The sequence below is a fragment of the Listeria grayi DSM 20601 genome (genome assembly GCF_000148995.1).
Classification (GTDB): Bacteria; Bacillota; Bacilli; order Lactobacillales; family Listeriaceae; genus Listeria; species Listeria grayi.
Genome location: NZ_GL538353.1, coordinates 632,132 through 655,477, shown reverse-complemented (window position 1 = coordinate 655,477; position 23,346 = coordinate 632,132). Strand labels below are relative to the sequence as shown.

At 43.4% G+C, this 23,346-nt stretch carries 24 protein-coding genes, 1 other RNA gene and 1 riboswitch; of the genes, 2 read left to right on the top strand and 23 right to left on the bottom strand.

The genetic code is table 11. The features are described from left to right. Window positions 1-36 precede the first annotated feature (36 nt). The 10 genes from HMPREF0556_RS10700 to HMPREF0556_RS10660 all read right to left on the bottom strand — a co-directional run bounded on the left by HMPREF0556_RS10700 (window position 37) and on the right by HMPREF0556_RS10660 (window position 8,046). The gene (locus HMPREF0556_RS10700; RefSeq protein ID WP_003758473.1) at window positions 37-909 is read right to left on the bottom strand and encodes a 5'-3' exonuclease; all 873 of its coding nucleotides are present in this window, start codon (window positions 907-909) and stop codon (window positions 37-39) included. A gap of 68 nt (window positions 910-977) precedes the next feature. Beyond that, window positions 978-1,247 carry a 30S ribosomal protein S14 gene (gene rpsN / locus HMPREF0556_RS10695; RefSeq protein WP_003758471.1) on the bottom strand — a complete coding sequence of 90 codons (270 nt, stop codon included), beginning with the start codon at window positions 1,245-1,247 and terminating at the stop codon, window positions 978-980. A 122-nt stretch (window positions 1,248-1,369) separates the two neighbouring features. Then, window positions 1,370-2,674: a nucleobase:cation symporter-2 family protein gene (locus HMPREF0556_RS10690; RefSeq protein ID WP_003758469.1), complete on the bottom strand. Its 1,305-nt coding sequence runs from the start codon at window positions 2,672-2,674 to the stop codon at window positions 1,370-1,372. A gap of 3 nt (window positions 2,675-2,677) precedes the next feature. Next, complete coding sequence (locus HMPREF0556_RS10685; protein ID WP_003758468.1) at window positions 2,678-3,256, bottom strand: xanthine phosphoribosyltransferase; 579 nt, start codon at window positions 3,254-3,256, stop codon at window positions 2,678-2,680. A gap of 81 nt (window positions 3,257-3,337) precedes the next feature. Next, window positions 3,338-3,439: riboswitch (purine riboswitch) on the bottom strand. Between the two features lie 29 nt (window positions 3,440-3,468). Next, complete coding sequence (locus HMPREF0556_RS10680) at window positions 3,469-4,983, bottom strand: carboxypeptidase M32 (RefSeq protein WP_003758467.1); 1,515 nt, start codon at window positions 4,981-4,983, stop codon at window positions 3,469-3,471. Window positions 4,984-4,985: 2 nt separating this feature from the next. Continuing rightward, window positions 4,986-6,134, bottom strand: coding sequence for a THUMP domain-containing class I SAM-dependent RNA methyltransferase (locus HMPREF0556_RS10675; protein ID WP_003758465.1), 1,149 nt, complete (start codon window positions 6,132-6,134; stop codon window positions 4,986-4,988). 165 nt (window positions 6,135-6,299) lie between these two features. Beyond that, window positions 6,300-6,668: RNase P RNA component class B (rnpB, locus tag HMPREF0556_RS13220), an RNA gene on the bottom strand. A gap of 15 nt (window positions 6,669-6,683) precedes the next feature. Then, window positions 6,684-7,019 carry a cell division regulator GpsB gene (gene gpsB / locus HMPREF0556_RS10670; protein ID WP_003758462.1) on the bottom strand — a complete coding sequence of 112 codons (336 nt, stop codon included), beginning with the start codon at window positions 7,017-7,019 and terminating at the stop codon, window positions 6,684-6,686. 113 nt (window positions 7,020-7,132) lie between these two features. Further along, a complete protein-coding gene (locus tag HMPREF0556_RS10665; RefSeq protein WP_003758460.1) occupies window positions 7,133-7,681 on the bottom strand; it encodes an SLOG family protein in 549 nt (182 codons plus the stop codon). Next, entirely contained in the window at window positions 7,678-8,046 is a 369-nt protein-coding gene (locus HMPREF0556_RS10660) for a YppE family protein (protein ID WP_036107046.1), read from the bottom strand. Before HMPREF0556_RS10660 ends, HMPREF0556_RS10665 begins: the two co-directional genes overlap by 4 nt. A gap of 270 nt (window positions 8,047-8,316) precedes the next feature. Between HMPREF0556_RS10660 and recU the strand changes: the two genes are divergently transcribed. Continuing rightward, window positions 8,317-8,916 (top strand): Holliday junction resolvase RecU, encoded by a 600-nt coding sequence (gene recU / locus HMPREF0556_RS10655; protein ID WP_003758457.1) that lies wholly within the window; start codon window positions 8,317-8,319, stop codon window positions 8,914-8,916. Between the two features lie 30 nt (window positions 8,917-8,946). Next, on the top strand, window positions 8,947-11,526 hold the full coding sequence (locus HMPREF0556_RS10650) for a transglycosylase domain-containing protein (protein WP_003758455.1): 2,580 nt from the start codon (window positions 8,947-8,949) through the stop codon (window positions 11,524-11,526). Window positions 11,527-11,576: 50 nt separating this feature from the next. Here HMPREF0556_RS10650 and HMPREF0556_RS10645 read toward each other — a convergent pair whose 3' ends face one another. From HMPREF0556_RS10645 to HMPREF0556_RS10585, 13 genes are all read right to left on the bottom strand, one after another. After that, window positions 11,577-12,065: a YpoC family protein gene (locus HMPREF0556_RS10645; protein ID WP_003758453.1), complete on the bottom strand. Its 489-nt coding sequence runs from the start codon at window positions 12,063-12,065 to the stop codon at window positions 11,577-11,579. After that, complete coding sequence (gene nth / locus HMPREF0556_RS10640) at window positions 12,058-12,717, bottom strand: endonuclease III (RefSeq protein WP_003758451.1); 660 nt, start codon at window positions 12,715-12,717, stop codon at window positions 12,058-12,060. Before nth ends, HMPREF0556_RS10645 begins: the two co-directional genes overlap by 8 nt. 8 nt (window positions 12,718-12,725) lie before the next feature. Further along, window positions 12,726-13,433, bottom strand: coding sequence for a DnaD domain-containing protein (locus HMPREF0556_RS10635; protein ID WP_003758450.1), 708 nt, complete (start codon window positions 13,431-13,433; stop codon window positions 12,726-12,728). 164 nt (window positions 13,434-13,597) lie between these two features. After that, window positions 13,598-14,890: an asparagine--tRNA ligase gene (asnS, locus tag HMPREF0556_RS10630; protein WP_003758449.1), complete on the bottom strand. Its 1,293-nt coding sequence runs from the start codon at window positions 14,888-14,890 to the stop codon at window positions 13,598-13,600. 14 nt (window positions 14,891-14,904) lie between these two features. Further along, window positions 14,905-16,089 (bottom strand): pyridoxal phosphate-dependent aminotransferase, encoded by a 1,185-nt coding sequence (locus tag HMPREF0556_RS10625; RefSeq protein ID WP_003758448.1) that lies wholly within the window; start codon window positions 16,087-16,089, stop codon window positions 14,905-14,907. A gap of 19 nt (window positions 16,090-16,108) precedes the next feature. Continuing rightward, entirely contained in the window at window positions 16,109-16,624 is a 516-nt protein-coding gene (locus HMPREF0556_RS10620; protein ID WP_232020851.1) for a cell wall elongation regulator TseB-like domain-containing protein, read from the bottom strand. A gap of 107 nt (window positions 16,625-16,731) precedes the next feature. Beyond that, window positions 16,732-19,521 carry an ATP-dependent DNA helicase DinG gene (gene dinG, locus HMPREF0556_RS10615; RefSeq protein ID WP_003758446.1) on the bottom strand — a complete coding sequence of 930 codons (2,790 nt, stop codon included), beginning with the start codon at window positions 19,519-19,521 and terminating at the stop codon, window positions 16,732-16,734. A gap of 90 nt (window positions 19,522-19,611) precedes the next feature. Beyond that, a complete protein-coding gene (gene panD / locus HMPREF0556_RS10610; protein WP_003758445.1) occupies window positions 19,612-19,998 on the bottom strand; it encodes an aspartate 1-decarboxylase in 387 nt (128 codons plus the stop codon). After that, window positions 19,991-20,860, bottom strand: coding sequence for a pantoate--beta-alanine ligase (panC, locus tag HMPREF0556_RS10605; protein WP_003758444.1), 870 nt, complete (start codon window positions 20,858-20,860; stop codon window positions 19,991-19,993). Before panC ends, panD begins: the two co-directional genes overlap by 8 nt. Window positions 20,861-20,864: 4 nt before the next feature. Beyond that, a complete protein-coding gene (panB, locus tag HMPREF0556_RS10600; protein ID WP_003758443.1) occupies window positions 20,865-21,698 on the bottom strand; it encodes a 3-methyl-2-oxobutanoate hydroxymethyltransferase in 834 nt (277 codons plus the stop codon). A gap of 181 nt (window positions 21,699-21,879) precedes the next feature. Beyond that, the gene (locus HMPREF0556_RS10595) at window positions 21,880-22,341 is read right to left on the bottom strand and encodes a hypothetical protein (protein WP_003758442.1); all 462 of its coding nucleotides are present in this window, start codon (window positions 22,339-22,341) and stop codon (window positions 21,880-21,882) included. 26 nt (window positions 22,342-22,367) lie between these two features. Further along, the gene (locus HMPREF0556_RS10590; RefSeq protein ID WP_003758441.1) at window positions 22,368-22,808 is read right to left on the bottom strand and encodes a hypothetical protein; all 441 of its coding nucleotides are present in this window, start codon (window positions 22,806-22,808) and stop codon (window positions 22,368-22,370) included. Between the two features lie 66 nt (window positions 22,809-22,874). Next, a complete protein-coding gene (locus HMPREF0556_RS10585) occupies window positions 22,875-23,330 on the bottom strand; it encodes a hypothetical protein (protein ID WP_139028105.1) in 456 nt (151 codons plus the stop codon). Between the last annotated feature and the right edge of the window lie 16 nt (window positions 23,331-23,346).

Below are 23,346 nucleotides of genomic sequence, written 5' to 3'. Positions count from 1 at the left end.
AAAAGCACAGCCCCGAATCGGGACTGTGCTTTCCGCTTATAAAAATTCACGTGCCAACATTTTCAATCCGTATTGCTGAATAACATCCTGGGCTGAAGAATGGAAACCATCAAATCTGCACTGCTCATAATTTACTTCAAGCGGAACAGCTACGTGGATCTCGGCAAGCTGCCGGCTCAGTTCCAGCATTGCCAAATCTTCTTGGATCTTACGTTTCTGAGCTGGTTTCAGTTGTTCCAAGTTGGCAAGGACGCCTTCGATCGAGCCAAACGTTTGGATCAATGTCAACGCTGTTTTTTCTCCGATCCCGCGTACACCTGGATATCCGTCTGAGGTATCCCCCATCAACGCCTTGACGTCGATAAATTGTTTTGGTGTGATGCCCATTTCTTCATAAAAAGTCGCTTCATCATAACGCTTATAATTGCCAAAGCCCTTCTGCATGATCCACACTTGATTGGACGGAGAAAGCAGCTGAAGCAGATCTTTATCGCCACTCAAGACCGTCGTAGAAAGGCTTTGCCCTAGCGATGCCGTGATCGTACCGATACAATCATCTGCTTCATAACCGGGAACACCCACATTCACAAAGCCGAATCCAGCAGCTACTTCTTTTGCCAAATCAAACTGCGGGATCATTTCTTCTGGTGGAGCCGTGCGGTTGGCCTTATAGCCGTCGTACAATTCATTGCGAAATGTCTTAGAGCCCATATCCCAACAAATAAGTGCGTGGGTTGGATCACTTTGCCGAAGTGCTGCCAGCAAATGTTTCATAAATCCTTGGACGCCGTTTGTGGGAATGCCATCTTGGTTGAACATAAATTGTTTGGATACAGCGGTCGCATAAAAGGCGCGGAATAACAAGGCCATCCCATCGACTACTAATAAGTTTTCTTGTTTGCTAACCATGCATGATTACCTCGTTTCTTCTCTATTGTAGTCCATTGTATCATAATACCAATAGAGAAAAAACCGGTTTACCAGCTCGCTTTTTTCACGCCAGGAATCTGACCTTTGTGAGCCAATTCGCGGAACCGGATGCGAGACATGTCAAATTTACGCATGTAGCCATGGGGACGCCCTGTTAGTGCACAACGATTATGGATACGTGTCGGCGACGCATCGCGAGGAAGTTTGCGTAGTCCTTCATAATCACCAGCTGCTTTCAGTTCTTTGCGTATTTCTGCATATTTAAGAGCCGTAGCCACTTGACGTTCATGTTTGGCGATTTTCGATTTTTTTGCCATAATGATCCTCCTTTTTCTTTTTCAAATCGTAATGATTACGTTTTACATCATACACCTCTTTCTTCTTCATTACAAGTCATTTGCACAAAAAAACACAGCGTATTTTACGCTGTGTCTCTCCTTTATTGTTCTACAGAAGATTCCTGCAGCTTTGTTTTTTCTTTTGGTGCAAGCCGGATATTGAAAATAATATTTAGCAGAATAGCGGTAATGCTTCCTGCTACGATTCCGTTGCTTGTGAACAGCTGTAAAAAAGCCGGCAAAACGTGGAATAAATTCGGAACAGCTGTCACACCAAGTCCCACACCAACGGAACAGGCAATGATAAGCAGATTTTCCTGAGAAGCAAAGTCGACTTTACCCAGCATTTTGATCCCCTGGGCAACGACCATTCCAAACATAGCCACCATCGCGCCGCCGAGAACAGCGGTCGGGATCGTGGTCGTCAATGCACCGATTTTTGGTACTAAACCAAGTACGAGTAAAAATCCCGCTGCGATATACATCACTTTTTTCGTTTTTACGCCTGATAATTGTACTAATCCGACATTCTGTGAATACGCAGTGTAGGGAAAAGTATTGAAGATCCCGCCGAGAATGATAGCCAGCCCTTCTGATCGATATCCCTTCGTCAGATCATTTGCTTTCAATTTTTGGCCAGTAATATCCGAAAGCGCAAAGTAAACGCCTGTTGATTCGACCATGCTGACAAGTGAGATCAAGATCATCGTGATGATAGCAGAAGCATGGAACGACGGCATCCCAAAGTAAAATGGCGTCGGCAAATGTAGCCAAGTCGCTTCGCTCACTGCACTGAGCGAGAGTCCTCTTGTAAAAGCGTCCACGATACTCCCGGCAAGCAGCCCGATCAATACTGCAATCGCTCGTAAAAAACCTTTGCCAAATTTAAAAATAAGAATAATCAATAATAATGTCCCAAATCCTAAAGCTAGATTATACGGCGAACCGAAATCTTTCGCGCCTTCCCCTCCAGCCAGATTATTGATCGCAACTGGAATAAGTGTCAGCCCGATCACGGTTACGACAGAACCAGTAACAACTGGCGGAAAAAAGCGGACGATCATGGAGAAGAATGGTGCGATCAAGAATACGAACACTCCTGACACAATGATCGCACCATAGATCGCACTGATACTCATCGACTGCCCGATCAAAATGATTGGCGCGATTGCTTGAACGGCACAGCCCAAGATCACTGGCAACCCGATCCCAAAGAAGCGATTGACGAATAATTGCAGACAGGTCGCTACCCCGCACATAAAAATATCAATGGAAACTAAATAAGTCATTTGCGCTGGTGAAAAATGCAACGCACCACCGATCAAAAGTGGAACGATCACTGCACCGGCATACATCGCCAGTACATGTTGCACACCTAAAAGCGTCAATTTCCCTTTACCAAACATGGCTCAATCCTCCCTCACAAATTCAATTCCCTTATCTGACAATGACGCGATCCGAGCAAGTGAATAAATCGGCACACCCGTTTTTTCTACTAATGTGCGGCCCTGCTGAAAAGATTTTTCAATAACGATTCCAATACCGACTACTTCTGCACCGCTCATTTCGGCGATCTCAAGCAATCCAATGATCGCTTGCCCGTTCGCTAAAAAGTCATCGATCAGCAGTAAACGATCATCAGCCTCTAAAAAAGCTTTTGAAACGGCGATCTCATTGCTTTCTTTTTTGGTATACGAATACACGGTGCTGGTATAAAGATTATCAGTTAGTGTCACAGACTTTTTCTTGCGGGCAAAAATAACTGGTACCCCCAGCTTTAAACCAGCAAAGACTGCCGGTGCAATGCCGGATGATTCGATCGTTACGATCTTGGTGATTCCTGCCTCACGGAATCGCTCGGCAAACGCCTCTCCCATTTTATCCATCAGTTCCGGATCGATCTGATGATTCAGGAAACTATCTACCTTCAACACATTTCCTTCTAAAACCGTTCCTTTTTCGCGAATATAGTTTTCCAACAATTGCATAGTATGTCACTCTCCCTCAATAAATAAAAAAAGCTTGTTCTCTAGTGAGAACAAGCCAAGACAATAGGATATACGCCTACCGTCAACTTCTATCTCACTTATAGTCCAGTCATTTACGGTAACCGGGTAGAAACGCGCCATCCCTATTATGGCAATTATATAAGTGTTCGATACGTAATAAAAACCAATTATACAGCTTTGCTGCTTGCTGGTCAATCTAATTGATAAACGAACTGATATCTTTTTTCCAGTAGGTCTAATAAATAATTCGGGTTCAGGGATTCTCCAGTTGTATCTTGTAAAATCTCCAATGGTTCTTTGAGCTTGCCGTACTGATGGACATGCTCGGTAAGCCAATTTTTGATTGGCGAATAATCATCACTTGCGATCACTTTTTCCACATTCGGGATCTCTTTCTGCAACTGATGATACATTTGCGCTGCATACATTAAACCAAGTGCGTAAGAAGGGAAATAACCGAAATCGCCTCCCGACCAGTGGATATCTTGCAGAACGCCTTCTGTATCATTTTCCGGTCTAATACCTAAATAGGCTTCATATTTGTCAGCCCATACTTGCGGCAGATCTTTCACTTCCAGTTCTTCATTGATCAATGCTTTTTCCAACTCATAGCGAATCATGATGTGCAGTGGATAAGTTAGAATATCTGCTTCGATCCGGATCAGCGAACTTTCCGTCAAATTCACAGCTCGGTAAAAATCTTCCAAGCTGACATTATCCAGGTGCGAATCTGCAACTTGCTGAAGCGCCGGATAATTACTTTTCCAAAATGCCAAACTAGAACCGACGATGATCTCGTAAAACAGCGATTGTGATTCGTGGATACCCATGGAAGCACCGCTCGCTAGGTTTGTTCCTACTAATCTCGGTGCAAAGTTCTGCTCATAGATTGCATGTCCGCCTTCATGGATGATTCCAAAGACAGCCATTTTGAAATTAGCTTCGTCATAGCGGGTGGTGATTCGGACATCGCCGGGGTTCATTCCGATCGCAAACGGGTGGATCGTATCGTCTAGTCTTCCTGCTTCAAAATCAAAGCCCATTTTTTCTAAAATAGAAATACTGAATGCTTTTTGTTTTTCTTTGGAAATACTGACTTTCAAGATATCGCGGTTTGGTTCCGAATCACTAGCCGCGATCTTTTCGCGCAAAGCTGTGATCCCTTTGCGCAATTTGGCAAAAACATCATCCAGCAAGGCAACTGTCATTCCTGGTTCATATTGATCCAGTAGCGTATCATACTTATCTGCTTCATATCCCCAATATGCTACAAAGCGGCGTTTCATTGCGATGATCTCAGTCAAATAAGGCTCCAGTATGCCAAAATCTTTTGCTTCGCGTGCTTCCGCCCATGCGGTTTCGCCTTGCGCGACCAATTTGGTATAAGCGGCATATTCTTTCGCCGGGATTTTTTTATTCCATTCATATTCTTTTTGAGAAACTTCTAATGTCTTGCGCGTAACTTCATCCAGTTGCTCTTTTACTGGCGCTAACTCGGCAATAAATGCGGCCATTTCGGTAGACGTTTTCATGTCAAAAATCTCGCTGGAAAGGACGCTGACTACTTCGGAACGCTGCTGCATGCCTTTAGCTGGGGCTTTGGTTCGCAGATCCCAAAATACTAATTCCAATGCTTCGCTGACGGCTTCGATTTTACGAATGTAGGCTAAAAACTCTGCTTGTAACTCTGCTGTTTCTTCTGACATGATTATTCCTCCGTTTCCATTCTTTTCGGACGCGGGCCCCAATATTGATAAAGGTCCGTACGCAGGTATCCGTTATATAATTTTCGTTTTTTAGTCGCTTTCTTACCGAACGCTTCTTCAAATGTTTCCAGCGACGTCAAGACATAGAAGGACCAAGTCGGGATCGTTGCAAAGATCTGTCCCATTTCTTCATAAAGCTCACGGACTGCTTCTTCATCTTCCAACCGTTCCCCGTAAGGCGGGTTGGCTACCATAACGCCGTATTCGTCTTCTGTATGGAAATCTTTCAGTTGCATCTGTTTGAAATGGATCAAATCTCCAAGGCCAGCTTCGATCGCATTTTGCTTCGCGATCTCTACCAAGCGGTGATCGATGTCAGAAGCTGCGATATGGAGCGGCTGATCATAATTCGCCAATTCCTCTGCCTCACTCCGTGCTTTTTCCCATATCGAGGCAGGCATCCAATCCCACTTTTCCGAAGCAAAAGTCCGGTTGAATCCAGGGGCGATGTTTTGACCGATCAATGCCGCTTCGATCGGAATCGTACCAGAACCGCAGACCGGATCATAAAACGGGCGGTCGGGATGCCAGTTTGTTAATAATACAAGTGCTGCTGCCATGGTTTCTTTCAGCGGCGCCGCACCTTGGGCAGTACGATAGCCACGTTTATGTAAGCCTGCTCCGCTCGTATCTAATGTGATCGTAACTTCATCTTTTAACAAAGCTACTTCCAGTTTGAAAAGTGCGCCTGTTTCCATCAGTCTACCAGAACGGCGATATTTATCGGACAAGCGATTAACTACTGCTTTTTTCACGATCGCCTGACAATCGGGCACACTATATAAGGTTGATTTTACCGATTTTCCGGCTACAGGAAAATTAGCATCCAATGGTAAAAAGTTTTCCCACGGTAATGCCTTTGTTTTTTCAAACAGCTCATCAAAAGTCGTCGCGTTGAATCTACCCACGACGATCTTGACACGGTCAGCCACACGCAGCCACAAATTCGTCCGTGCGATCGCCAACTTATCTCCTTCAAAATATACCTTACCATTATCTACTTTTGCCTCATAACCCAAGCGGCGTACTTCTTTGCCGACGATAGCTTCTAAACCTGAAGCCGCGGTAGCGACTAATTGAAATTTGTCCATGTCAGTTCATTCCCTTATCTTTTTTTCATTATCAAAAAAAGCTGTTTCACTCCTGAAACAGCTCCAATTTTTGAAAAATGGCGAAACAACGCCGTTTTTCTATCTTGCAGCGGGACAGACTTGTGCCGTTCCGCTGTTTCATTTAAATTCATCCTGAAAATAACGTTCTATAAGCCATGTTCTGTTCATTACTGCGTACAGGATAACAGTAAATCGATAATCATCTATCTGCGCGAATTAATTCGCACCTCTTCCCTTGTTCAATTTCCTCGGGAAAAGTGCCCCTACCATAGTTTGAGTTTCTCGCTCGTGGGGTTTACCGCGTTCCACTTCTGACATTTCTATCAGAACTTCGTCACTGTGGCACTTTCAAGGCTACTACATCATATCTTACGACTTAGATGGTTTACCTGCCGTCAGAGTTTGGTGGCTCTGCCTTGGCTTATTGTTTCACCAAGCACGATCACTACAGGCATCTCAGCACTGTGCGAGCATGGACTTTCCTCTGCGATCAAGCAGCGATTATCCGAACGTTATTTCATTTTTTATTTAATAATTGTCATTCAATTTGTTGCCGAAAACATGCTTTTCTAAGTTGGACAACCGTTTCAAAATGTCGAAATTCGTTGTTCCGACAGGCTGAACAGGTGCCGAGTCTACTTGCGAACTTGCAGAGCGTTTAGGCGTTTCGTCTAAGGCTTGCACCAAGCGGATGTTTTCTTCTCGTAGTGTTTCTATTTCTTGCGTAAAACTTCCATAATCTTTGATCACTAAATCTAAAAATTCGTCCACATCTTCCGGATTATATCCGCGAAGTCCGGTTTTAAATTCTTTTTCTAAAATTTCTTTGGCTGTTAAATTATATTCAAACTGTTCAGAAGCCATTATACTTCACCTCTATTTATGTGCTAACATAATATTTATCATTCTTATACCTATTCTTCCAAATATCACGGCTTTTGTCAATCTTATTCCGCAAAAAAGCAAAATCTTTCCTGTTAAAAATCACTGTTCATGTCTTCTACTACTTCTTGGAGCGCATAAAAATCGATCACACGAAGGAGATATGCTTCCCTTTCCTGTACCTGCCGCACTCGATCGTAGAAAAACTTCGGGCTTCCTTCCCGCTCTGCATCATAGACCATCAGCACGCCATCCGTGTTGTCGATGATAAATTGATCACGTAGCTGGAATTGGCGCGGATTCTCATAGGGACGATTCGTGATCGCAGCCTGATAGTCAGCGTCTGCTAATACTTCCGCATACCAGAGCTGATTTTGCTCATTCCATTTACTTTGCTGCTCTAAAAAAGGTTCGAGGACTGCTAATTTGACATCATAACCTTTCCATTTGCATTCGGCCACGACTTCTCCTGCCCAAAGCTCGATTCCCAGCTGTCCAGAAATAATGACCCATTCCAATCCGTCTTCGATCATGGCGACCAGTTCTCTGCGGATCGCTTCCTTTATGTAGGTCGCTTCGGGGGCATCTTTTTTGAAGATTCCCAGCTCAAAATTTTTATAACCGGTAACAAAAACACTTTTCACAGCGTGTCCTCTTTTCGTTCCAACAGCAAAAGGATTTTTGATAATGTATATTTGCTTGATTCATAATGATCAACGAAATGCTTGTAAAAAGATTTACCATTAAATGCGTTGACGGCGGTCATTTGAATATTCTCCGCAGCTTGATTCAGCTGCAGCTCGCCCAAGTAAAGCGGACGTTCCGAAATCACCCAAGGCAAAGCCACCAGCAAAAACGCATCACAGCGACGTTTCGCTTCATCGACAAATGGTTTCATATCTTCATAAAAATCGAAAGGTTGCTGGGAATCACGGTTTTCCAGATAAAGCTGCCAATTTTTTTCATTTTGCTCCAAGAGCGCTTCTGTTTTTTCTTTTAATTCTTTCATTTTCCGTAACATCCTTTGTCAGATTCTATGTTCAATATAGCATACCTGCGGGCAGAAAAACATCATTTCGACCCTATTGCTGTTTTCCTTTACTTTTTTTGAAAAAATTTAAATAAATCTTTAAAATCCTGAAAAGTCCTGCTCCCCCAAGGCGAAAGTGTGTTCTTGTTTTACAAAATCCACCTCAATGACTACTAAAATAATTTTTATTTGTTATAATAAGGGATAGTCCACGAATAGAATGTTTTTGAATGATTGAGGTGAAAAAAATTGGCGATTGGCTATCCGAATGGTAAAAAAAAGGAGATCCACAAACAGGTCTCGAAAAAACAAAAAGGAGTTATTGATTACGGTCGCCGCGGAATGTCTTTGGAAGATGATCTTAACGATACGAATCTCTATTACCTCGAGGCAGAAAAGGCAGTGATCCACAAGAAACCGACGCCTATCCAAATCGTAGGTGTTGATTATCCCAAACGAAGCAACGCCAAGATTAAAGAAGCTTATTTTAAGCAGCCTTCTACTACGGACTATAACGGTGTTTATAAAGGAAGATATTTAGACTTTGAAGCGAAAGAAACGACTAGCACGACTTCTTTCCCATTGCAGAATATGCACGAACATCAGATCACGCATATGCAACATGTGTTAAAACAAGACGCGATCGTGTTTGTTATTATTTCTTTTCGGACGCTACAAGAATGTTATTTTATACCTTTTCAATCTTTTTACCCATTCTGGGAACGTATGCTGAGCGGCGGAAGAAAGTCGATCACGCTTGCGGAAATACGTGAAAAGGCAGACCTGATTCCTTATGGTCTAAATCCACGACTTGATTTTTTGACGATTATCGATAAAATTTACTTTTGATCAAGTCTTTTAAAAGGAGGGAGATTTTTAATGGCAGACAAACCACAGACAAGATCTCAGTACCGCAAAACAACTAAAAAACAACCAGCAACAGCTAAAAAAGCGCAATCTAAAAAGCGGAATATCCCGCTATTGATATTTAAAATTATTTTCTTTGCCGCTTTATTCTGTGCTTTCTCTGGTATTACAGTCGGAGCTGCTGTGTTTTACCATTATGCAAAAGAAGCACCAAAATTAGTAGACTCGAAACTGCGCGACCCGCTTTCCTCCAAGATATTGGATAAAGATGGCAAGGTCTTTGCTGAAGTGGGGACCGAACAGCGCGAATATATTGAATACAAAGCAATTCCGCAGAAATTAAAAGATGCGATCCTCTCCACCGAGGACAGCCGCTTCTATCAACATGACGGAATCGATCCGATCCGTTTTGGCGGAGCAGTCGTAGCCAATATCAAAGATGGTTTCGGTGCGGAAGGCGCAAGTACCCTTTCTCAGCAGATCATCAAGATGTCCTACTTAGACTACACCAACAAAACGCTTGCTCGTAAATCGCAAGAAGCTTGGCTTGCCCTGCAACTTGAAGAAAAATACAGCAAAAACGATATTTTAGAGATCTACGTCAATAAAGTTTACATGTCTGACCGTGTTCACGGCATGCAGACAGCAGCGGAACATTATTATGGGAAGAAACTCGACAAACTGACACTTCCAGAAACGGCGCTTATCGGTGGAATGCCGCAAAGCCCGAACAGCTATAACCCCTATGAACATCCCAAAGCTGCAAAAGAACGCCGCAACACGGTACTGCACAATATGTATAAACATAACAAAATCAGTAAAGAAGACATGGATAAGGCGATCGCAACACCGATCAAAAAAGGACTGGTATCACTTGCCAAACGTAATGATAAGACTTACAAATATGATGCCTATGTGACACAAGTGCTGAATGAGATCCCGAAAAAATACGATGTTTACCGAGATGGCCTAACGATCCATACTTCCCTTGATCAAGATGCTCAAAAATATACTGAAAAAATGATGAACACCAATGAAATCGTTAATTACAGCGATAAAGATATGCAAGCCGGTATCGTAATGACGGATACGAAAAATGGTCGTATCTATGCGATCGGCGGTGCTCGTAATCAAAAAGTACAGCGTGGTTATAATTATGCGACGCAACTAAAACGTTCGGTCGGTTCTACCATGAAACCTATTGCTGATTACGGTCCTGCCTTTGAATATTTGAATTGGTCTACCGCTCACGTGCTGGATGATTCCAAATATACGTATTCCAACGGCGTTCCGATCAATGACTTCGACTTTGGCTTTAAAGGAAAAATGTCCCTTCGCGCTGCACTTTACCAGTCGCGAAACATTCCTGCTTTGAAGACACTCCAAGCTGTTGGGCTGGAAAACTCCCAATCATTTGCAAGCAAACTTGGTATGGATTATCCGCTGAAAGATTACGTCGAATCTTTTGCGATCGGTGCAAATGAAGCAAGTCCGCTACAATTAGCAGGCGCCTATGCAGCATTCGGCAACGATGGAAATTATACCAAGCCGCATGCTGTTGAAAAAATCGTGCTTTCAGATGGAAAAACAAGTATCGACATGGAACCAAAATCGTCGCGTGCGATGAAAGAATCCACTGCTTATATGGTAACGGATGTTCTCAAAGATGTACTGAAAGTCGGAACTGGTACTACAGCCGCTGTACCTGGTGTACCGGTTGCAGGTAAAACTGGTACAACGAACTTCTCTGCTGAACAAGCAGCAAAACACTATTATCCAAGCGGCGCTGCCCGTGATGCTTGGTTTGCTGGCTATTCTACCAATTACAGTATTGCTGTTTGGACCGGCTACAACAATGATAAGAAGAGCGAGGCAAAATACCTGTCTCCAGATGAGCAGCGAATCTCTCAACGAATGTTCAGCGCATTGATGGGACATGTTTCCGCAAATAGACAAACAAGTGATTTCCAAATGCCAAGCAATGTCGTCCGCATCCCAGTGATCAAAGGCAGCGATCCGGTCGTTCGAGCAGCATCTGGCACTCCTAGTGATCAAGTCAGCTACGAACTATTCTTATCCGGTCATTTACCTGCTAAAACAGCTTCGGCTCCGAAAAAAGATAAAGATGCCGATAAGAAAGATGATAAGGATAAGGATAAAAAAGAAGACGACCAAGACAAGGATAAAGACAAAAAAGAAGATACGGAAAAAGATAAACTAGATGCCCCTAGCAATTTATCTGCTAAGTATGACCAGAGCCGTAAAATCATTCGCGTCTCTTGGAACGGTGTCTCCGGTGCTTCTTCTTACGTCGTTACTGTAAATGGCTCCGCATCGACTGTCAGCTCCACTGCGATCGAAGTCAGCGGCGGGAAAGCAGGCTCCACTGTGAGCATAAGCGTCGTCGCTAAAAAAGATGGGCAGACGAGTGGTTCCGCTAGCACCAGTGTAGCAATCCCGAAAGAGGAAACCAATAACGATCCTGCTGACAACAACAAAGATAAGGATAAAGACAAAGACAAAGATAACGATAAGAATAAAGACGCCAACAAAGACAAAAAGGACAAGAAAGACAACGATAAAAAAGATTAAAAAAGACGCCCTAGGCAAAAGAAGTTCACTTCTCTCGCCTAGGGCGTTTATTATTGTTTGGCAATCAGTTTGCGCTGTTCTAAAAGCAATTCTTCCCACTGTTTGAATCCCGGATAGGTATGTCCATTCTCTAAAATATAAGTCAGCCGTTCTTCGATATTCATCGGTTTGATCTCAAGGGTCGCAATTTGTTTATCCAGTTCCCGCAACTGCACAGGACGCCCATTGCTCCAAAATAAAATCGATAAAAACAAGCCCAATCCGTCCCGTACTGTTATAGATTCGGGTTTTTCTTTTGCCTCAAAAGCTGCTTGAATGACTTCCGCCACGCTGCTCGCTTGTTTCGCTAGTTTGCGGCAAGCTTTTGCTTTATCCTCTTTCCATGGCATCACACCCGCTCCTTCGCGGAAAAATTGATGTTCTTGCCAGAATGGAAAGCCGCTTACATAAATAGATTCCGGATCGATTTCCTGCCATTCTGCACTTGGGAATGGAAATGCCGGATGCTGCAGTTCAAATGCATAAGCCTGTTCAGCCATCAAAGCCCCTCACTTTCGCTTGTTTCTTTCCTTCTCTGCAAATCGAAAGCAGCGGACATACTTGGCACTCCGGCTTTCTAGCTTTGCAGTGATAGCGTCCAAAGAAAATCATCGCGTGGTGCGCGTCTGACCACATTTCTTTGGGAAGTTTACGCATCAATGTTTGTTCTACTTCGGTAACCGAATCTTTCCAGCGACAGATCGCCAGTCGCTTGCTGACACGTTCCACATGCGTATCGACTGCCAACGCAGGGATACCAAATCCCACTGACAAAACGACATTTGCCGTCTTTCTGCCCACACCCGGCAGGCTCTCTAGTTCCGCATGCGTAGCCGGTACTTGACCGTCAAACGTTTTTAGCAGTTTACGCGATAAGCCTTGGATATTTTTTGCTTTGTTTTTGTACAAACCGATCGACCGAATATCATCCATCAGCTCCTCTACAGAAACATCCAGATAGTCTTCCGGCCGATGATATTTTTCAAATAGCGAGGCGGTCACACGATTAACGAGTACATCCGTACATTGTGCAGATAAGACAACAGCCACTAGCAGTTCAAATGTATTACGATGCTCCAATTCGCAATGCGCCATTGGAAACATGCGCTCCATTTCCTCTATACACATGATCGTTTGTTGTTTGGTTAACATCTATGCCCTCATCCTTTTCTTTTTTCCAGCCAATCATAAAGCGGGATCGAACCATCGCTTTTTTTCACTTCTGTATTTTCTTCCTGTCCATTCGACTTATGAAAGTTTTCGGAAACTTTTTTCGCATCTTGAGAGGTTTTCACGCCTTGTTTCGTCCAATTCAGCAAAATACGATCGATATACCGGAAATTGAGTTTTTGCGAAATCACAGCTTCTTTCAGCGCCTCTTGAATCACTTCGTTGCTCAGCCCATCTTGATCTAACCAGCTGCTGATCATTTCTGCTTCCATTGGAGAGAGCGGACGGCCAAATTCGGCTTCAAAAATCGTATACAGATTGACCTCCGTTTGCTGCTGCGAGGCAACTTTTGCCTCTTCTTCCTTATTCCAATATAACAAGCTCAGTTTTTTCCAGAGCGGCTGCAGACTGAAGGCTTCCGAAATAACAGCTTGCGACGCATTCTGTTCGATCGTCAAAATCCCTTTTTTCATTAGGCCATCCACGATCGCCATGACCTGAGCGGCAGAAAGCGACATTCTCGCAGCAATATCTTCCATAGACGGAAAACTTTCCTTATCGGTTGCAAAAGATTGAATTTGCAGGATACACATCATTTCTTGCTCATTCAATCCTAATTTCGTATAGTTTTTTAATAATACCTGCGGAAAAGAAACATTTCCCTCCGCTATCCAATTTTCTAATACCTTTTCATCCATTTTGCACACCTCACAGTGAAATTATACCATGATTCCAGCTGGAAAAATATAAAGGAGGCATAAAAAAACAAGGTAACCCGCGATTACCTTGTCAAATTAAGAAAAAATAATTAGAATCTTTTTTTCTTGCATTTGTGAGATCATCGCGGATCCCTTGCTTTCACTTATGGATAAAGTCGGTTCAGCAAACGAGGGAATGGAATCGTTTCGCGAACATGTTCCGTTCCAGATATCCAAGCGACGGTACGTTCCAATCCTAATCCAAAACCGGAATGCGGTACGGAGCCGTAGCGTGCCAAGTCGATGTACCAGCTATAGGCTTTTTCATCTAATTCATGTTCTTTCATCCGCTCTAGTAAAACACCCAAGTCATGGATCCGTTCAGAGCCGCCAATGATTTCTCCATAACCTTCCGGTGCGATCATATCAGCACAAAGGACTACTTGCTCATTGTCTGGATCTTCCGGCATATAGAATGGTTTGATTGCTTTTGGATAATGGGTGATGAACACTGGTTTCTCAAAGCTGTCTGCGATCGCTGTTTCATGCGGTGCCCCGAAGTCATCTCCCCATTCGATATCATCAAATCCAAGTTCATGTAACTTTTCAATTGCTTCTGTATATGTGATACGCGGGAATGGAGCAGTCATGCTTTCAAGGACGCTCACATCTCTGCCTAGTCGCTCTAGTTCTAGTTTGCAATTATCAAGTACTGCTTTTACTAAGAAAGCAACATACTGCTCTTGTACTTTCAAACTGTCTTCTAATTGATAGAAAGCCATTTCCGGTTCGATCATCCAAAACTCGATCAAATGACGTCTTGTTTTAGATTTTTCAGCACGGAAAGTTGGTCCGAATGAAAAAACCTTACCGAATGCCATTGCGGCTGCTTCCATATACAACTGACCACTTTGAGAAAGAAACGCATCTTCATCGAAATATTTCGTATGGAATAATTCTGTTGTTCCTTCTGGTGCACTTCCTGTTAAGATCGGTGGATCGATTTTGATGAATCCTTCATTGTTAAAGAATTCATAAGAAGCACGAATGATCTCGTTTCTGATTTTCATGATCGCGTGTTGGCGATTGGAGCGCAGCCATAAATGACGATGATCCATCAGGAACTCGGTGCCATGTTCTTTTGGTGTGATCGGGAAATCATGCGATTCACTGATCACTTTGACTCCGCTCACGGCAATCTCGTAGCCAAACGGCGAACGGGTATCTTCGTTGATTATGCCGGTCACATATAAGCTTGTTTCCTGCGTCAAAGATTTTGCCGCTTGGAAAATCTCTTCGCCAACTTCTGCTTTCACGACTACGCCTTGCATGAATCCTGTACCGTCGCGAAGTTGCAAGAAAGCAATTTTCCCGCTGGAACGTTTATTGGCAAGCCAAGCGCCGATCGTAACTTCTTTGCCGACATAGTCAGCTGATTGATTAATTGTAATTTTCACAGATTCTACACTCCCTATTTACTCATAAACTCATTTATTCTATCAATTGCCATTTGGAATAATTCCGGATCGGTGGCGTAAGATACTCGGATATAATCCGGCATTCCGAACCCAGATCCTGGGATCACTGCTACAAGAGCCTCTTCCAGTAATCCTTCTACAAAAGCATCAACAGAAGCATACCCTTTTTGCTTCGCTGCTTCTTTAGTTTCAATAAAGAAGTAAAATGCGCCCGCCGGCTTTTTCGGACGAAAGCCTGGAATCTTCTCCAACTGCGGGTAAAAACGATTCATTCGCTCTTCAAACGCCTGATACATTTGCTGAGGAACTTCTTGACTGCCATTGTAGGCTTCCACAGCTGCATACTGCGAATTGGATGTTGGATTACTGGTCAAATGATCCGCCAGTTTTGTCATGCCTGCAATCAATTCTGAAGCTGCTGCTGCATAACCGATCCGCCAACCTGTCATTGCGTATGCTTTGGAGACGCCGTTGATCACAATCGTCTGTGCATACAGTTTATCACTGAGACTCGCGATCGAAACGAGATCCTGTTTGTTACCGTAATAAAGTTTTTCGTAGATCTCATCGGAAATAATGTACAGACCGTGTTCTTCAGCAACTTTTCCGATTGCTTCGAGTTCCGCCTTCGTATAAGCCATCCCGGTAGGATTGTTAGGAGAATTGAGAACTAAAGCTTTCGTTTTCGGTGTGATCGCTTGTGCTAAACGAGCATCACTCAATTTGAAGTCTTCTTCAAAAGTGGTATCGATAAACACTGGAACACCGCCAGCCAACTTCACTTGTTCCGGATAAGTCACCCAGTAAGGGCCGGGAATGATAACCTCATCGCCTGGATCAATAATCGCTTGGAAGACCGAATACAAGACGTGCTTTGCCCCTGTTCCTACGAAGATCTGATTTGGTTCGTATGTTAGATGCTGATCGCGTGCTAATTTATCGACGATCGCTTGTTTTAATTCTGGTATCCCTGCAGAAGGCGTATATTTGGTATAGCCCTTTTCCATGGAATCCACAGCTGCCTGAATGATATTCGCAGGTGTATTGAAATCCGGTTCACCTGCTCCAAGCCCAATGACATCAATGCCGTTTTTTTTCATTTGTTTCGCTTTGGCAGTGATACTAAGTGTGGGTGAAGGAGCTACTTCTTGAATTCTTTTTGACAATGGTGTGCGCATGTTATTCCCTCCTACATAATCATAGATTCTCAATTGAATGGAGCACTTTGCCGTCTTCAAAAGATAAGTTGACATAGTTAAGGTTGCCATTTCCAGTCAAATACGTTACTTCCCAAATGGCTTTTTCATTTTCCATTCCAAGCTTCGTATGAAGGATCTTTTCTGGATTTTTTTCGCTGTGGATGATCGATCTTGCCTGCTTCTCCGAGATGCCATCTGCTGCATACTTAACGAATACTTTGCCAGACTTTTTCTTGGGGACCCAGACGATGATCTTCTTGTTTGCCTTATTCTTTCCAACTAGAACAGAATAATCTTCTTTTGGCCCATTATACAAATAAAAGCGACTTACATCTTTGATCGTAACGTACCCATTGATCCGATCCAGCGCCTCTTTCTGAGCAGCACGAACGGGCTTGTCCGCACTCCGCAGATAAAGCAGGAAGCAGGCGATGAGGATGAGAACGGCAGCAATACTGATATAAACCCATTTATTCACGCGTCTTCTTTGCTTTTTAGTTCGAATTCGTTGCATATTCTCGCTCATTTCTATAACTTTTCTCGCCGAATGTTCCGGCGCGTTTTATACTGTTTCCATTATAGCAATTGACAGGCTAGATTTGAAGCTAAAACCGGAAAATTTTAACTATCCTTAAAAAATGATTCGGTGATCGTCAAGATTTCTTCTTCATCTGCCGTGATGACTGGTGTTTGCGGAATCGAGGTTAAAAAGGCTTTTCCGAACTTTGTGGTTTCCAGACGGCTGTCGAATACAAAGACGATGCCCCGGTCTGTTTCCCGGCGGATCAAGCGACCGAAGCCTTGTTTGAAACGTAAAATCGCCTCTGGCAGCGAGTATGTTTGGAAGGCATTTTCACCACGCTCTTTCCGCAGGCTGATCTGCGCTTTGGCATACGGATCGTCTAGTGGAACGAAGGGAAGCCGAACGATCGCTAAACAAGAAAGTGCCTTACCAGGAATATCGATGCCTTCCCAAAAACTGGATGTCCCCAGTAAAATCGATTTTTGGAAAACTTGGAATTGCTTGGCCAATCGTGTAACACTTCCGGGGGATACCCCTTGCGCCAAGATGCGGAATGTTTCTAGGTCATGACTGCTTTTCAGATGATAATAGGTTTTTTGCAACATTTCAAAGGAAGTGAACAAGACGAGCATGCGACCATCCGTCCGTTTGGCGATTTTTGCCAAGTAACGGGCTAATTGCAGTGTATACATATCGACCGGTGTATCCTTGATCGGGGGCATATCTGTAGGGATCAACACTCGCGCTTGATTCTCATAATCAAACGGGGACTCGATCTGTCTGGTTATCAGCTCGCTTTCTTCTAAGCCAAGATTTTGGCAGATGAAGCGAAAATCACCTGTGATCGTAAGAGTCGCCGAGGTCAAAATAACCGTTTTTTTCTGATCGAAAAAGGTTTGTTTTAGCTGTTCGCTATTATCCAAACGAACCGATTTGATTCGCATACTTGTGATCGAGCGTTTGCTGTCGCTTTCCAGAGATAGCGCTTGAACCGGTACCTTTTGGTAGATCATCTGCGCCAGATCGTCTGTCATTTCTTGCCAATCAAGCAAAAAGGCATAAATCTCTTCTAAGAAGGCGCTCTCTGCTTCATCCCAATTCGTTTCTTCGGCTTTTGCTTTTGCTAGCAGCGCGTCCATTTGAAGAGCCGCCTCACGTAACAATTTATATACTTTTTCAGCAGCATAGAAAATATCGTCTGGCAGTGGCTCCGTTTCACTATTAGAAATGAGGCCCCTTTCCAGCTGATACAATTTTGTCTGCTTGGCATAATCCTGCAGCACTACAAAAAGCTCCTCTGATGCCTCACCTAATTTAAAAGCGGCGACATCAAGGTCGTAAAGCATTTCTGCTTGCGGGAACAGCATCGCCATTTTAGCCAGCAGCGAATACTTTTCCAACGAGCCGAGCTGATTTAGGAAATATTTGATTTTGCGGTAGGACAAAATAAACGTCCCGCGATCGCGTGCACTATCGGCAAAGTGATGTGCTTCATCAATAACTGCGACTTCATAATCAGGTAGGATCGCTTGTTTGCCGAAATGATCTGCTAAGAGGAGCGCGTGGTTGACGATCAATAGATCAGCGTGTCTGCTTTGTTCATAATTATAGCGATAAAAATCATAGTCTAGCCAGGGATCATGCTGCGCAGACAGATACCAACCGGTATGTTTCATCCGATTCCAAAAAAGCTCTCCGCCACTGGAAAGGTTTACTTCGCTGATATCCCCGGTAGTTGTTTCTGTAAGCCAAACAAGCAGTTTTAGCTTCGTGACAACGACATCGTATTGTGATTCATTTTCTTCTAAAAGTTGTTCAAATTTAAAGAGATTGAGATAATGATCTCTGCCCTTGAGTAGACTCACAGCAACCGGGAATCCAACGATTTTTTCCAGTAAGGGAATATCTTTCTCTACTAGCTGATTCTGCAAGAGCGTTGTATAAGTACTGATCACAACAGGCATGCCGCTTTGTTTGGCGTGATAAACAGCCGGTATAAAATAGCCAAGCGACTTCCCGATACCGGTTCCGGCCTCAATAAGTGCATGTCGCTTTTGCTCGATCGCCTGCTGGATCACATCCATCATTTCAAACTGTCCTGTCCGTTTAGTCAATGAAAGACCATTCTGCTCAAATAGCGCTGCTTTTGCTTGCGCCGTTTTCGGAAAAACATAGCTACTACTTTCTGCTGGCTCGGAAATAGTCGGTTTCTTGCGAATGACGAGACCACGATATTCCATTAATTCATCCGGCAATGCCTTCAGTTCTCGGTCTTTCTGCATCTCCAGTTCAAATAACAATTCCGGCAGATAATTTTTCAAGGATTGCGAGATCGTAGCCATTTTGCGAATAACCGGCAGCGGTAGATTTTCCAGTTTATCTAATAACAAGAGCAGCAGGTCCGCGGTTACTTCTGCATCACTATCCGCTTGATGCGGCCTGTCATGTCCTAATTTAAATTCATCCGAAAGGTCCTGCAATTTGTAGCTGTCGATTCCGGGATAAATGATCCGTGCTAATTCGACCGTATCCAGTTTTTTCGTTTTCGGTAGCGGATAACCTGCCCGCTGCATTTCGCGTGCTAAAAAAGTCCAGTCAAAAGAAACGTTGTGGGCCACAAAAATACAGTCTTCCAGCAGATTTTGAATGATTGGCGCCACATCCGTAAAAATCGGTGCATCGTAACAGTCACTTGGTTTTATGCCCGTCAGTTGTTGGATAAAAGGCGGTATTTCCCGTTCCGGATTGATAAAGGTAGAGTAAGTTTCTAAACGCTTAGAACCTTCTACTAGCGTTGCTGCAAACTGAATGATGCGGTCATGCCTATTCGCTTGGTTACCAGTAGTTTCTAAGTCTACTACTAAATACCTTTTTTCTTTTCTCTTCATAACTTTCTCCTTCCAACAACTTTGAACGATGTAAAAATATTCCAGCTACTAGTACCCTTTCTTCGAGTAGTAGCTGGAATAAGGATTTTACTATTCTAATGTCGTTTGTGCTTTTTCCTCATAAAGCACTTGTTCAATTATATTATTTTCTCCGAGTACAACTACTTTCGGCTGATGTGCTTTCACTTCTTCTGCCGTAAAGATCCCATAGCTGATGATAATAACGGTATCTCCTACTTGGGTATGTCTTGCCGCTGCCCCATTCAAACAAACGATGCCGCTGCCTCGTTTTCCAGGAATAATATACGTTTCGAGCCGCGCACCGTTATTATTATTGACGATCTGTACTTTCTCGTTCGGCAACATATCGACTTGTTCTAGAATCGCTTCATCGATCGTGATACTGCCGACATAATTTAAATTTGCTTCCGTGACCGTGGCACGATGGATCTTGCCATTCATCATTGTTCTAAACATGTGCTATCGCTTCTTCCTTATTTATTAATTCATTATCGATCAATCTGGCCTTGGAATATTTGACAGCCGCGGCAATAATAAGCGGTGCCTGCCAGTCATGTACAGCTTCAAATTCTGGATAGCTGTAAATCGCCAAGTAGGCAATTTTTTCATGGCTTTTTTGACTGTTGATCTTGTCTGTCATCGCTTGGACAATCACGCTCTCATTCGTTTCTCCACTCTCGATCAACTGTCTGCCAAGTAGCAGTGCTTGATGAATGATCGGTGCTTCGCTGCGTTCTTTTTTGGATAAATAGACATTGCGCGAACTTTTCGCCAGGCCATCCGCCTCACGAACAGTCGGTACGACAACGATCGTTAACGGAAAGAAATAATCGCGAACAAATCCTTCGACCACTGCCACCTGCTGGGCGTCTTTTTGACCAAAATACGCGCGGTTCGGCGACATTAAATGAAATAGTTTCATCAAAACTGTCACGACCCCATCAAAGTGACCTGCACGCTCAGCACCATCCAAAACGGCAACTCGTCGCTCCACATGTGGTTTCATCGAAAGCGGCTCCGGATACAACTCTTCCGCACTCGGCATAAAGAGTAGATCAACATGATTTTCTTCTGCTGTAGCAATATCTCGAGCTTCATCGCGTGGATAAGCATCGAAATCTTCATTAGGACCAAATTGCGTTGGATTGACAAATACACTCATAACGACACAGTCATTTTCCGCCTTTGCGCGTTCAACCAGTTGCATGTGTCCCTCGTGCAAATATCCCATTGTCGGTACAAAGCCAATGGATTTATCCTGCTTTTTCCATTTTGCAATATGCGCTGCGAGCGCTTCTCTAGTCCGAATCACTTCCATGCTGTCACTCGCCTCCGTATAAGCCCTTGATTTCTTCTTCCTTCATGTTGAAACTATGCTCCTCGCGTGGAAACGTGCCTGCCCTTACTTCATTGGTATATGCCAGCAATGCTTTTTCGATCGGTACGTCGATATCTGCATATCCCTTCACGAATTTAGCTCTTCTCGTAATCCCGTAACCAATAACATCGTGATACACCAAAATCTGGCCATCCGTATCTGGACCAGCTCCGATCCCGATAACAGGAATTGTAAGCAGCCGCGTGATCTCTTTTGCCAGCTGCCTTGGGATCGCTTCTAAAACTAAGGCGATCGCCCCAGCAGCCTGTACTTCTAAAGCACTTTTGATAAGGGCGCTACCTTCCGCAGCCGATTTCGCCCGGACTTTGTAGCTTCCAGTCAGACCGACACTTTGTGGCGTCAATCCCAGATGTGCGACTACCGGCGCCCCTGCCTCCGTAAGTGCCGTGATTTTTTCTATCACTTGACCAGCACCCTCCAGTTTCACAGCATTTGCTCCCGTCGCTTGGATGATTTCCCGCGCAGTAGCAATCGTTTCCGTAATGGAACCGTGATACGTCATAAATGGCAAATCTGTTACCATAAAGGTATTGGGTGCCCCGCGCCTCACCGCCTTACTGTGATGGATCATATCCGCAGCCGTGACTGGAATCGTAGAATCATAGCCAAGCACGACCATCCCTAGCGAATCCCCCACTAAGATCATATCCACATCCGCCTTCTCTGCATTCTTCGCAGACGGGTAATCATAAGCAGTGAGCATAGTTATTTTCTCGCCTGCTTCTTTCATTGCCAAAAAATCAATCGGTTTTTTCATGATTCAATCTCCTATTCGTCCCTGCCGGCAGTTGCCGATCAAGGCAAAATTTTTTTAAAAAAGGCGTGCTGTATATGCCAAATCTGGTCACATCCGTTGCACACCTGTATCGTACCATATTTTTAGGGATACATAAAGCACCAGACTTGTGTCTGGTGCTTGGGTCGATATAGGGGCATGCTTAAAATAAGGGGAAGAGAAGTGGTATCACGAACAAGCGCTTTTTGCGTTTGAATTTGAATGATTCTGTATGTTTTTTGCCGTTTTCTAGCCAAGTGATTCGCATGCCTTTAATGCTGTTGTCGGGGCCGTTGTAAAATGTTTCGTAATCGGTCAATGTTTTACCATCAAAGTTCCCTCCTCCTTTTTCAGCATCCGTTTTCATATATTTATTCTGATAGTTATTATCAGTCAATAGATCAACCGATTCGATCTCTGGTTCACTACCTGCATTCTGCCACGTTATTTTACCATTCCATGGATAACGCTCCGTATCAACGCCATCCATGCCTTTTCGAGGTTTATAGGCGGCTTTCCAATTATCGGATTCACCAATGATGATTGCGGGTTGAAAAGCGGAGAAAATGAACCAGGCTAATAGAAGTAGTAAGCCAGATAGTAGAAATAGCATCATTTTTTTCATTCATTTTTCCTTTCTATTTGAAATCGTTAAAATAACGGAAGAACAAATAATCGTTTTTCCCGCTTAAATTTAAATGATTCTGTCTGCTTTTTGCCATTCTCTTTCCATGTAATTCGCATGCCTTCGATACTATTGTCTGGGCCATTGTAAAATGTTTCAGTATCCTCAATGACTTTTCCGTTAAAATTACCATTTCCTTTTTTAGCAGCGTCTCTATCTAATTCATTTACATACTTATTATCAATCCATAAATCGACCGACTCGATTTGCGGTTCACTAAAAGAATGACGCCATTTTATTTTCCTACTCCATGGATAACGCTCCGTGTCAACGCCATCCATGCCTTTTCGGGGTTTATAGACTGCTTTCCAGTTTTCAGACTCACCGATGATGATTGCGGGATGGAAAGCAGAAAAAATCAGCCAGGCTAGAAGAAGTAGAAAACAGACTAGTAAGCATTTTTTCATTTATGTTTCCTTTCTTAACGGAGGAATCAACCTAATAATTTTTTAACAGCTATCCCATTATTTTCACTAAAATAATGGGAAGAGAAGTGGCATGACTAATAGACGCTTCTTGCGTTTGAATTTAAAAGTTTCCGTATGCTTTTTGCCGTTTTCTTGCCAAGTGATTCGCATACCTTTGATGCTGTTGTCGGGGCCGTTGTAAAAGGTTTCGGGATCATAAATCACTTTTCCATTAAAGTTATATTTTCCTTCGGAGGCATCTTTATCCAGAATCTCTTTGTATGCGCCCTCATACAATCCATCTACAGCTAATAATTTTAGATTACCCTCTTTATTTTTCCATGTTATTCTCCCGTTCCAAGGATAGCTAATCGAATCAGCAGCATCCCCTTTTCTAGGTTTATAGGTAGCTTTCCAATGATCAGACTCGCCAATGATGATTGCGGGTTGGAAAGCGGAGAAAATGAACCAAATCAGAAGAATTGTTATACTTATTAATAAATATACATATACTTTTTTCATCATTAACATCCTTTTC